This is a genomic window from Mesorhizobium sp. M0626 (genome assembly GCF_040320665.1).
GTDB lineage: Bacteria > Pseudomonadota > Alphaproteobacteria > Rhizobiales > Rhizobiaceae > Mesorhizobium.
The window spans coordinates 1-10224 of the sequence record NZ_JAMYQD010000047.1; the positions used below are offsets into that span (position 1 = coordinate 1).

Genomic DNA, 10224 nt, shown 5'->3' on the forward strand with positions numbered 1-10224 from the left:
GGCGTTCCTTCGCGGGAATCAGGTGACGTGAACAATCACCAGCCTGCCATGACCGCCCCCTCTCAGCGAATTTGCAGAACTCTCAGCACACTACCTCGCGGGGGGACACCTTGCGGCGGGCGGGCCGCTGGGCCCGACCGGTGAGACTCAGCGCCCGCCGGCAAACAATATCGCACGCCTGCCAATGCCCACGAATCATACAAACGGAGGAAGGAAGATCTAACCAGCTATCGCCATTTCCGATGCGAACGCCTAAGCCTTTTATGAGACCTAAGCGCAGCTTGCAGGCCGCAGCATGGTCCCAATTTGGGACGAATAGTTTGGCACCCATATTGCACCCACATCTTTCGCCGGCTGATCCCCGGTCCTGATCGCGTACTCTGATCAGGTGTAAGGCTCGCCGGGCTCGAGGTAGTTGGGGTCTTCGCCCGGCGAGTTGTCTACCAATGCGCAGTCACAGCCACACGGTGACGCCATACTCCGAAATGCCGCAAGCATTCCGCGGTTGTGCATCGCCCGACCAAGGTCCGATCGGTATGGGACTTCAGTCGCGCAAAGGGCGATACGGTCTGCGACTCCGGAGTTTTTTGCTAGATTTCAGAGGGTTACAAAGCGCTTCGCAGTCGTCAGTCGCTCATTGCAACAAGCATTTATCTAAAGTTCATTCAGTCGAATTAGGAAACTCTTATAAGCCGCTCTATAACGAATCGGCGAGGTGGCTATTCGACTGAGGAGGTACCATGACATCCCGAAAAACGCTGTTGGCAGCGCTTGCCGCGCTTGCGCTAGTGACCGCTCCTGCTTTCGCTGGCGCGGGTGGAAACGGAGGTGGTCACGGCAATGGTGGTGGTCACGGCAATGGCGGTGGTCACGGCAGTGGCGGTGGTCACGGCAATGGCGGTGGTCACGGCAATAGCGGCAAGTCCGGCAACAGCGGCGGGAAGTCCGGCAACAGCGCTTCGCACGGCAAGTCGGCATCGGCTCACGCCGGAAAGAAGGCCTCGGCCGACGACCAGGTCGCCGTCGACGACATTGAGGTCGCCGCGACGCCTAAGGACAAGAACATTCACGCCAAGCTTGGCCGGCTGAACTCGCTGCAGCGCAACATCAACGCATATATGAACTCCAAGAGCAAGAAATTCGCCGGCATTCAGGCTTATGTGACAGCGTCGGCGGCCGCGAAGAGCGCCCAAGCCGCGGTGGATGCCGCCCAAGCCGAAGTCGACGCTTTGAACGCCAAATTGAACGACCCGAATACTCCGGCCGACCAAGTCCCGACCCAGGAGCAGATCGATGCAGCGCAGGCAGCGCTCGATACGGCCAATATAGCGGCGGCCGATGCTGCTGCCGCCGTCCCATCGCTGGATGACGCGCTCGCCGATATGGCCAACAAGCCGGTCGACGCCAAGGTCACCGAATGGGCCAACGGCGTGCTTGCCGAGAAGATCGACGAGATGGCTGCCAAGCAGACTCCCGCGGCAACGCCGTAAGGCGGTCACAGCCGAGCGATCCTAGCCGAACGTCCAAGCCGCCGGGTCACACCCCCGGCGGCAGGGCGACGACGAGCTTGCCACCTTATTCTCCTCTTTGAGGGCGACCCTAAACAAGCGGAGTCGCTACCGACGCGTAGGAACAAAAGTGCCGAAATACCGTGTTGAGGATATCGCAGCCGATGCCGTGACGGCCACCCACACCGTCAACGCGAAAACTCCGATCAGGGCGGCGCGCGAAGCGGCGGAACGCGACGTCATTCTACGCCCGGCCACATCTTCGAATACAGCTCAGCCTGTAGGGCGGTCCATACCCGGCTGGCCGCGGCTCACGCTGGTTTCTTGAAACGCACCATGCCGCTGACCTCGATGAGTTCGACTATTGACCCGGACCAGGGTTCTCTCGGTCTGGTTTTGAGCGAGGGGGGAAGCAATACGATTTCCTGGACGTGCCGCTTGAGGCGTTTGTCGCGTTCAAATCTGCCTTCACCAAGGGCCGCTATTCAACAATCACATCCGCAACCAACTATGCATTCCGGCTCGCCCAAGAAAAGGCTGCAGGCTCCTTGGACGATTAAGGGAGGTTCTTTCAGAAAAACGGCCCGCGCTGATCGAAGGGCGCGGGCCGGTCCGTTGCCGCCGGTCGGCAGCGGGAGGCATCCATTCCGGCCGGTGCAAACCGGCCCCTCCCGCCACAATTAGCAACCTTCGGCAGTCGTTTTCATCTGTCCAGGGGCTGCGGACTTGGCACTGGTGTCATCCTGTTGACCAGGAGCGGCCTGCTTAGCACTGCCACTCTGCTGGCCCGGCGCACAGTCCTTCGCTGAGTTCGAATTGGTCGACTTCGTTGTGGTCGAATCCGTGTTGTTATCTGTCGTCGGCATCGTTGTGGTAGTGGAGGAGCCACTCGACGTCGTCCCTGTTGTCCCTGTCGTCCCCGCGAACGCAAGCCCGCTGGAAAGAGCCATCATGGCAGTGGCAAAAAGAAGCCGTTTCATTCTTCATCTCCTAATGGCAAGTAATGTCCCTTCCATTCGATAACGGGGGATGCGAAGGATCGGTTCCAACGCGACCTTGTCTTGACCGGCAGCTTTGGGGCGGCCGTTAGCGGACTGGCAGCCTTCACGCGGCGGATCTTCGGTAGCTGACATTCCGGCTAGCGCGGACATCGCCTTCCCCATGGGCAGAAATTAGTCTCCTGGGGCCCGCCCACGTTTCTCTCAAGCCACCGATTTCATGGCCGACAGGTTATCACGATGTGTCTGAAGGTGGAGAAGCTGATCGTCGCCCCTTGGTTGTGCAGCCCTTCAGCCGTGGGCCAACCTCCGAAAACCCTTGAAAAAGGACTTGAAGTCGTCCCGCACCAGAGCGAACGTCTTCGGATGATCGGGATAACACGGCGGTCACGAGACACCTGTTCCCGCGTCTTTTGCTCGCTCGCCGGCGCAGCGGCAAATTGATCATAGAGTGTACTAAGTGGTCTTGCTGCTCCGGCATCTCGCCGTGAGGAAGAAATGACGCTGAGGATGCCCAACTGTCGTCGGGTCCGCTGGCCGCGCTTATGGGTCACGCCGCAGGCGTTGCAATCCCTTCTAAAGCGATGATCCTGGTGTTAGCGGAACGTTTGCGGATCTCGATCAGCCGGGCGTATTCCGGCGAATTATACCAGCCCATCAATGACGCCATGTCGGGGAATTCGACAATGACCAGTCGGTGTGGATCCCAATCACCTTCCAAAACCTTGGTGGCGCCACCGCGGCCCAGGTACCGCCCACCGTACCGCTCTTCGGTAGCGGGAACGTCCCGCCGATATTCCTCGAACAAGGCAGCGTCTTTTACGTCTACGTCCGCTATCAGATAGGCAGCCATCTGTGTTTCCTCCTTAGACCTCGCTCGCCCTCCTCGGCTTCGGCGTCGTCGGTCCGCACCCTAACGGCCATCTCCGTGGCGACATCCAGCGCCAGCGCGCTTTTCGATGATTGTTGGCGCTGCCACGGCTTTCCTTCTTTCGCATAGTTCGCAAAGATTAGCATGATCGCTGCTCTCGTGTCTGGCGGTCTCCCTCAAAGCGTCATCGAGCGCCCTTCAGATGAGACACCGCCGTCTCGACAGGTAGGCTCGGCAGGGTTCGGTATTTCTTCGGTTCTTTTCAACCAAAGCTTGTCGAAAAGCGCGAATGAAAATAGGAAATATGCAACCTGAAAGAATGATAAAAATCAGCAAGGTCCATGCAAGGGACTTCCAGAACGAATCGGTTGCTAGGTAAGTCCAGGTCGCTACCACGGTCGACGTGGCAAACATCCCAATCAGTAATCGCGGAAAAAACATCATGTTCAATGCCGCCCCATAGCTGGACCGACCGGTCTCACGTCTACTCCCCAGAAGAACGTAAGGTTTCACTAATTAGTAATTGCGCAAGCACCAATGGCCAGAACCAAACCTTCCGAACAGCTTTCCCGGGCTGAAATCGAGCGCTTCCTGGCGGCAGCCGAAGCGCTGCACAAGAGCATCGTCGGGCCGCTGTGCGTACCACAGCGAGCATGCCAAGCTCTGTGAGCTCCATCGACCCCTTTTGAAGGCGATCGAGAACATCACCGGCCACAAGGCGCAGTTCATCCAAAGGAACGGGACAGGGCCGTCTCAGCCGCGCGGGAGCCGTCTGGCTAGCCGCCGGTCAAGTCCTAAGCTCGGATGCGAAGCTTCGCTTCTCTTCCCGCAGGGTATTGCGATGCATTTTAAGCGCTTGAGTTTGCCGACGGTCTTCTCGAAGCGTACACTTTATTACCTGGGGTGGCGAAGCCCGCCAGCCGAATGGTTGCCCTCCGCTCGCAGCCAACCGGCTCCGTGGCTCGGTGAATGGCTAGCACTGTCGCAGCAGTCCTCCGAACGCAGCCCGCCATGGCGGTGGCCAGCTTAGCAGTCTGATGCCCCCTCGTGGGCGAGATTGTCCACGTCGAGCGGATTGCTGACCAGTTTCAGCGCGCCGTCCGGGTTGCGCGGCCATTCCGCTTCCGGGCGATCCCAATAGAGTTCTACCCCGTTGCCGTCGGGATCGCGCACATAGATCGCCTCCGAGCCGCCATGGTCATTCGCGCCGGTGAGCGTCACCCCTGCTGCTCGCAGGCGGCGCAGCGCAGCCGCCAACGCCGCCCGTGTCGGATTGAGAAAGGCGACATGGTGTAGGCCCGTCGTGCCAATGGGGGGCGCGGCGCCGCCGCGGCCTTTCCAGTTAGTGAGCGCCAGATGATGGTGATATCCGCCCGCCGCGAGAAAGGCAGCCTCCTCGCCTAGCGACAGGTTGACGCCGAACCCGAGGGCACCGCAATAAAAGGCTAGCGATCGCTCGATGTCGGCGACGTTGAGATGGACGTGACCGACCCGAACGCGCGGGTTGATGGCATATTTTTCGACGAAGCTGGCGGCGTCATTGGGATTGATCGATTGATCGTTCATGGCCTCCGCTCCCCTGCTGGCGATTTCGACAAGCGTAAATATCGCGCAAATGCATTGCCCGGAAAATATGAGATGACTGGAATGAGCATCCCGTTTTCTGCATAATCCGGGAATGCGCATCGACGAGATATGTGTCTTCATCAACGTCCTCGAGGCAGGGAGCTTTGCCGGCGCGGCGCGCCGTCTCGGCATGCCTGCAACGACAGTGAGCGCCAAGGTCGCGGCCCTGGAGCGACGGCTCGGGCTCTCGTTGATCCAGCGCACGACCAGAAAGCTGCGCGCTACGCCCGAGGGCCAAGCCTATTTCGAGCGGTGTCGCATCGCGCTGCGAGAAATCGAGACCGTCGAAGCTGAGCTTCGCGCAGAGTCGGCGGGGATGGACGGACAGCTTCGGCTGACGGCGTCAGTGGATATCGCGCAGACGCTTCTACCGCCTGTTATTGCAGCGTTCCGTAAGGCTTATCCGGCGGTCGCCGTTGATCTCTTCGTCACCGACCGCGTTGCCGATCTCGTCGCCGACGGCATCGACCTCGCCGTGCGCGTCGGCCCGTTGCGCGATTCCAGCCTGATCTCACGCGCTTTCGTGACGGGTCCTTCAGGACACTTCCAAGGCCTACCTCGGCCGCCGGGGCACACCTGTCTCACTGGAGCAACTCGAACATCACGATCTAATCGCCCTCAGCAAGGCATGGGCGCGACCGCTGCCGATGCTGGCGGGCGACCGGAAGATCGGTGTTGACCTGACAGGGGGCCTCACCTGCGATGATCTGCTAACGGTGAGGGCGCTCGTGGCGATAGGATTGGGCATCAGCTTTCTTCCAGGCTATCTCGCCCATCAGCTCGATCTGGTGCGGGTACTCCCCGAACTGCGTTCACCGTTTGCCGGCCTATTCTCTGCTTATCCGGCACAGAAGTGGGCGCAACGACACCGGTATTGGTTTGAGAGGAATCCGGTGTGATTCATAGATTGCCGACTGATTCTGGAGGTCGGCAATGTCTACGAAGATGACGGAGATGGATTGGTCGGCGGCGCTGGAGGTGTTCCGCGGATCGCTGCCACGGCGCGGAGCCAAGGGTCGGGACGACCCTGCTATTCGTGGAGGCTCTGCACTATTCTCAGTCCACAACATTACATGGCGAGCGCTGCCGGAGCGTTTCGGCAAATGGAACAGCGTTTGGAAACGCTTCGACCGGCTGAGCAAGGCGGGCGTGTTCGAAACGTTCTTTGATCATCTCGCTGCGCTCTCGTCGTCGGCGCACCTGGTGCAGATGTTCGACAGCTCCGTGGTGCGCGGTCATGTCTCGGCGGTAGGGGCAAAGGGCCTAGGCGATAAGATAGGTATTGCCCTGCGGAATCGGGTGGGATTCTAACTGCGATGACACACGAATTGCTTGCAGACGACGGTTGGGCCGAGACGATTGAGCTTCTCGGCGGCGAAGATTTGCTTACGCGGAGCGCCCGCGAGACGAAGGCGTTCCTGCGTCCGCAGGGCGTTCAATCGGCGCCCGATTTGTTGCGCCTGACGCGCGGCGGCTTCTCGACCAAAATCCATCTGAAGACACCTAACGCGTTCATTGGACAGCGACCCATTACTTGGCCCGCCGGCTCATGTTGGCGGGCTTTTTTGCGTCAGTCGGGAACAACCTCGCTCTGAGGCTGTTCGGTCACACCCGGCTCGTTCTTCAGCGATTCCTGCCGGTGACCAAGATGTCCTCTCCACTCGTCATGGTCGGCCCGCGCAGCCTCGGAAGCAGGCGCGGGCCTCATTCGCCGTCATTGCTGTGTTCTCGGTGCGCAACCGCTTCTTTGAATGAGCGTGCTGCTGCATCGCAAGCGACACGTGAGGAGCCGTTCACGGACAGGATGATTTCGGCTGCCTTCACGGTCAAACCGTGTTTTTCGGCGAACTCTGCGGCTGTGTATGCGAGTTTTGTTTTTTCGCTACTCCGCATTTCTGACTCCATAGATCTCTTGCGCCTCGTGCAAGCTCTGTCGGGCCTGTTGCAGTGATCGATGCAAGTTCGCCAGCAATTCGTCGGCGTCGGCCGTCGGACTGCCTTCGTGATCCAGTAAGCCGACGATAATATCCTGCTTGGAAACGATGCTCTCGTTGTGAACGAGTTGGCCCATAAAATACATGAGCCGGCTCTGTGCCGGTGTGGGCATGGGCCTTCTCCCTGGTCGGGCGAAAGCCTGATGATCGCTCCCAAGCGCCTCGTGCCTGTTTGTTTTTGATTTTTCGAGGCGACCGCAGCAGTGTGCGCTCGTTAGCAGGCCATGGCAACCGGCCAGGCAATTGCAGCATCCACGCTGCGCACGCCGCCCTGACCGCGCGTGCCGGCCCCTGGCGTCGCTCGGCCGCTACTTCAGTGTTTCCGGTTGACAATCGTGGTCGGCGCACCGCATTTTCGCATTGAGGGACAAACGTGGGGAACCCTGCATGAAGAAGCCTTATCAGAAGCCGGAACTAAAGAAGCGCGAGAAGCTCTCGGCCGTAACGGCTGTGTGCACGCCATCAACCTGCACCGATGAGTGAGAACCTTTAGGCCCAAGGCGCTTTGCCGAAATTCGCTAGAGAGGGACTGCAGTGAAGAAAGAATACAGCAAGCCAGTACTGACCAAACGTGGGCGTCTCAGCGCAGTGACGGCGCAATTGGCACCCAGTGTTGAACCCAGAGGAGCCTAGGCAAACCCCTGCAACAAAGCCAGTTGGCTTCGGCGGCGGGCTTTTCCGCTTCCAGGCGCCGAAACTTATCTTCGCGTGCCTGTCACAACGAGCCATGCGGTTCCCGTGCTCGGTCTCCGCACTTCAGGGTCGCTGAACCCTGCATCTCGCAAGGCAGCAATGACCTCATCCGGCTCGCGAGGTGTAAAAATTTCGGCCGGCATGTTCATCCTGTCCATATGCGCCTTCGGGAGGAAGCCAAGCACGACGCGACCGCCTGGTTTGACGCGAGCGAGCTCTGCGGATCCAGCTCTAAGGCTTTGCCAGAAGTACACTGTGTGGACGCTGAGAGCCTTGTCGAATGTGCTATCCGGCAAGGGCAAGTCCTCGACTAGCCCGATTCGGAACTCGGCTCGTCCGCCGCGCACTGCATCGGCGAACCGGCGGCAGGCAGCGTTCACGACATCTGCGAGCGGTCAACCCCGCAAACGAATGCTGCCTCACGGGAGAAGTTGCGGCAGTAAAACTGCGCCGCCGAAACCGACCTCCACGGCGCGATCTTCCGGGACCAGGTGCACTTGATCGAGAGCGTAGCCGTTGAGCCGGGCATTGCCCCGGTTCATTCCGGCCCGGACCAGCCAGCCGCCGGTTCGGTCGGCCAGGACAGTGGTTTCGCTATAAATCGTGGCGCCATCCGATCCCACCCATATTCGGGTCATCTAGCCACCATGCGCCTAGAAGCGGCCGCCCCGCAAACGCTGCTTCGATAGCGATGACCAGTTGGGTTGTGCTGCGCTCTTAGGCGTCGCATTCCAGCGGCTGGTGGTCCGGTTGCTCGTGCCACATCACCTGGCGGAAGTCGCGACGGTCTACCTTTTGCGCGCAAATGGGGCGCGCATAGAAATGCTCTTCCCAGTCAGGTCATGTGGCTTGCCGGGGATGGGCGCTCCGAGGTTGGCTATTCTGGCCGTGCCCGACCGAACCCGTCGTAGCGGCAAAACTTCTGCAAGGCGTGCCCGTTGTCCGATCGCCCGCTCGCATTTTTTGTACCATATATTCGCGGCTTCCATTAGCATCCCCTCATGGCAACTCTGCGGTACGGCGTAAGGCGGGAACCGGATGGGACGTGGACGGTGTTCGACGTGTTCACCGGGCTGCCGGCTATTGTAGCGGGCCACCCATCTGTCGACCTTCCCGACATGGAGTATGCCGAAGAGCTGGCGGCCATCCTGAATGCCAACGACCTGAAGCAGACGCTATCTCAAGGGAGGTTCCCCGGAGGGTTCGCCTGACTGAAGTGGCATTAGCCCCCGTTGTATGCCCATCCAGGATGGTTCGTCCGATCCGAGCAAGCATTTGTTATTGATCTACCGACTACGACGGTCTTAAATCGACTTGCCATTGCGTTTCGTAGGGAGGATGTGATGAGCAACGTGGTGTCAATTCGCAAGGCCACGCCTCGCGTGGAAGTGGTCGGAGCCAGTGGCGAATGGGTCGTCCGCATCATAGAGACCGACCAGGAAATTACACGCTCATTCGGCCTGGAATCGTTTGCGCTGTCCTTCGCTGAAGGCCAGCGGATACGGCTACATCTCGACAAGGTTGTGCGGCTTCAGGACCCTCCTGCGGCTAGGTAACCTCAGTACCTGGACGGTGTTGGACGATTCCATGGCTGGTGAGATGCTTGCGGTGTGACGTCTCTCGTCCGCCGGACGCAAGGGCGGCGGGCACCTTTTGAATTGACAAGGCGCGGGCTGATTGACAACCTTTGGCTGTAAATGCGCTTTGCCTCAAATTTCCACTGGAGGGACTGCATGAAGAAAGAATACAGCAAGCCAGTACTGACCAAACGTGGGCGTCTCAGCGCAGTGACGGCGCAATTGGCACCCAGTGTTGAACCGCGATCCACATCCTAAGCAAACCACGGCCCTGCAACAAAAGCCCGCTGGCTTCGGTCGGCGGGTTTTGTTCTGACGCGTGGTAGGAACCGGCGATGAGGCTGTTCCTCGTCGCACTCGTTGTTTTGTCTTTGATGGCCGTCGGCTTCTGGCTGGCGGCCCAGTTGTTCCTGCCTCACTGATCGAGCTCCAGCGGCTCATGATCTGGTTGCTCGTGCCACATGACCTGGCGGAAGTCGCGCTTGTCGACCTGCTGGCCGCAGATCGGGCATGGGTGAAATCGATCGTGCCCGTCCTGCGGTTGGTGTGGCTTGCCGGGCTTAGGCGGTCCAAGGTCGGCTATTCTGGTCATGCTCGAACGAACACGATTTCGCGGCAAAAGTTCCGTCAGTTGCTCTTCTCAGTTGGTGAAAGACATCGCACCAAAAGCGATAGTCATCTGGTCGACCGTCGAAATGAGCCTCCAAAGCGCACTGCGCCACGGCGGTCGCCGCTTCCAACCCGTAGAGATCGACCGCAGATTGAGCGGCCTGATCTCGGTACATGCGAGGCGAGGAGGAATTGCAGCGCACCTATTTCGTCTGGCAGGTCGGACTTCATCGAATCGGAATGGGTTTTTTACACATTCGTTTATCTATTCGTGGTTTCTAATACATATGGCATCCAACGCGTTCACCCGGATTTGGTTTGCTTTGAGCCGCCTAAGGCGCGCCACGA

Annotated in this window: 14 protein-coding genes; 8 read left to right on the top strand and 6 right to left on the bottom strand. The window is 59.4% G+C overall.

Annotation, left to right across the window (positions count from 1 at the left end; genetic code table 11):
- The first annotated feature begins 740 nt into the window (after positions 1-740).
- Positions 741-1490, top strand: coding sequence for a hypothetical protein (locus NKI37_RS31595; RefSeq protein ID WP_352446944.1), 750 nt, complete (start codon positions 741-743; stop codon positions 1488-1490).
- Positions 1491-3056: 1566 nt separating this feature from the next.
- Here NKI37_RS31595 and NKI37_RS31600 read toward each other — a convergent pair.
- Positions 3057-3359, bottom strand: a complete 303-nt coding sequence (locus NKI37_RS31600; protein ID WP_023670645.1) for a DUF1330 domain-containing protein — start codon at positions 3357-3359, stop codon at positions 3057-3059.
- Between the two features lie 1044 nt (positions 3360-4403).
- Positions 4404-4943 (bottom strand): VOC family protein, encoded by a 540-nt coding sequence (locus NKI37_RS31605; RefSeq protein ID WP_031208608.1) that lies wholly within the window; start codon positions 4941-4943, stop codon positions 4404-4406.
- A 112-nt stretch (positions 4944-5055) separates the two neighbouring features.
- On the opposite strand from NKI37_RS31605, the gene NKI37_RS31610 reads away from it, so the two are divergent.
- Genes NKI37_RS31610 through NKI37_RS31625 form a run of 4 tightly spaced genes read left to right on the top strand, consistent with a single transcriptional unit; the run spans position 5056 to position 6598 of the window.
- A complete protein-coding gene (locus NKI37_RS31610) occupies positions 5056-5682 on the top strand; it encodes a LysR family transcriptional regulator (protein WP_023670649.1) in 627 nt (208 codons plus the stop codon).
- Entirely contained in the window at positions 5588-5902 is a 315-nt protein-coding gene (locus NKI37_RS31615) for a LysR substrate-binding domain-containing protein (protein ID WP_081725499.1), read from the top strand. Before NKI37_RS31610 ends, NKI37_RS31615 begins: the two co-directional genes overlap by 95 nt.
- A gap of 34 nt (positions 5903-5936) precedes the next feature.
- A complete protein-coding gene (locus tag NKI37_RS31620; RefSeq protein WP_023685380.1) occupies positions 5937-6314 on the top strand; it encodes a transposase in 378 nt (125 codons plus the stop codon).
- 5 nt (positions 6315-6319) lie between these two features.
- Complete coding sequence (locus tag NKI37_RS31625; protein WP_023670652.1) at positions 6320-6598, top strand: hypothetical protein; 279 nt, start codon at positions 6320-6322, stop codon at positions 6596-6598.
- Between the two features lie 109 nt (positions 6599-6707).
- Here NKI37_RS31625 and NKI37_RS31630 read toward each other — a convergent pair whose 3' ends face one another.
- From NKI37_RS31630 to NKI37_RS31645, 4 genes are all read right to left on the bottom strand, one after another.
- Positions 6708-6896, bottom strand: a complete 189-nt coding sequence (locus NKI37_RS31630) for a hypothetical protein (RefSeq protein ID WP_245263151.1) — start codon at positions 6894-6896, stop codon at positions 6708-6710.
- Positions 6886-7110 carry a hypothetical protein gene (locus NKI37_RS31635; protein ID WP_023670653.1) on the bottom strand — a complete coding sequence of 75 codons (225 nt, stop codon included), beginning with the start codon at positions 7108-7110 and terminating at the stop codon, positions 6886-6888. Before NKI37_RS31635 ends, NKI37_RS31630 begins: the two co-directional genes overlap by 11 nt.
- A 585-nt stretch (positions 7111-7695) precedes the next feature.
- Positions 7696-8070, bottom strand: a complete 375-nt coding sequence (locus tag NKI37_RS31640) for a class I SAM-dependent methyltransferase (RefSeq protein WP_023807738.1) — start codon at positions 8068-8070, stop codon at positions 7696-7698.
- Between the two features lie 39 nt (positions 8071-8109).
- Positions 8110-8328, bottom strand: coding sequence for a hypothetical protein (locus tag NKI37_RS31645; protein ID WP_023685378.1), 219 nt, complete (start codon positions 8326-8328; stop codon positions 8110-8112).
- A gap of 414 nt (positions 8329-8742) precedes the next feature.
- On the opposite strand from NKI37_RS31645, the gene NKI37_RS31650 reads away from it, so the two are divergent.
- From NKI37_RS31650 to NKI37_RS31660, 3 genes are all read left to right on the top strand, one after another.
- Entirely contained in the window at positions 8743-8901 is a 159-nt protein-coding gene (locus NKI37_RS31650) for a hypothetical protein (protein WP_245276573.1), read from the top strand.
- A gap of 132 nt (positions 8902-9033) precedes the next feature.
- Entirely contained in the window at positions 9034-9246 is a 213-nt protein-coding gene (locus NKI37_RS31655; protein ID WP_023690461.1) for a hypothetical protein, read from the top strand.
- A gap of 460 nt (positions 9247-9706) precedes the next feature.
- On the top strand, positions 9707-10224 hold a 518-nt coding region (locus NKI37_RS31660; protein ID WP_352791804.1), incomplete at its 3' end, for a hypothetical protein.

Excerpts from the sequence above, each read along its gene's own strand:
- NKI37_RS31595 (WP_352446944.1), top strand. The coding sequence starts at position 741 with ATGACATCCCGAAAAACGCTGTTGGCAGCGCTTGCCGCGCTTGCGCTA.
- NKI37_RS31600 (WP_023670645.1), bottom strand. The coding sequence starts at position 3,359 with ATGGCTGCCTATCTGATAGCGGACGTAGACGTAAAAGACGCTGCCTTG.
- NKI37_RS31605 (WP_031208608.1), bottom strand. The coding sequence starts at position 4,943 with ATGAACGATCAATCGATCAATCCCAATGACGCCGCCAGCTTCGTCGAA.
- NKI37_RS31610 (WP_023670649.1), top strand. The coding sequence starts at position 5,056 with ATGCGCATCGACGAGATATGTGTCTTCATCAACGTCCTCGAGGCAGGG.
- NKI37_RS31620 (WP_023685380.1), top strand. The coding sequence starts at position 5,937 with ATGTCTACGAAGATGACGGAGATGGATTGGTCGGCGGCGCTGGAGGTG.
- NKI37_RS31625 (WP_023670652.1), top strand. The coding sequence starts at position 6,320 with ATGACACACGAATTGCTTGCAGACGACGGTTGGGCCGAGACGATTGAG.
- NKI37_RS31630 (WP_245263151.1), bottom strand. The coding sequence starts at position 6,896 with ATGCGGAGTAGCGAAAAAACAAAACTCGCATACACAGCCGCAGAGTTC.
- NKI37_RS31635 (WP_023670653.1), bottom strand. The coding sequence starts at position 7,110 with ATGCCCACACCGGCACAGAGCCGGCTCATGTATTTTATGGGCCAACTC.
- NKI37_RS31645 (WP_023685378.1), bottom strand. The coding sequence starts at position 8,328 with ATGACCCGAATATGGGTGGGATCGGATGGCGCCACGATTTATAGCGAA.
- NKI37_RS31655 (WP_023690461.1), top strand. The coding sequence starts at position 9,034 with ATGAGCAACGTGGTGTCAATTCGCAAGGCCACGCCTCGCGTGGAAGTG.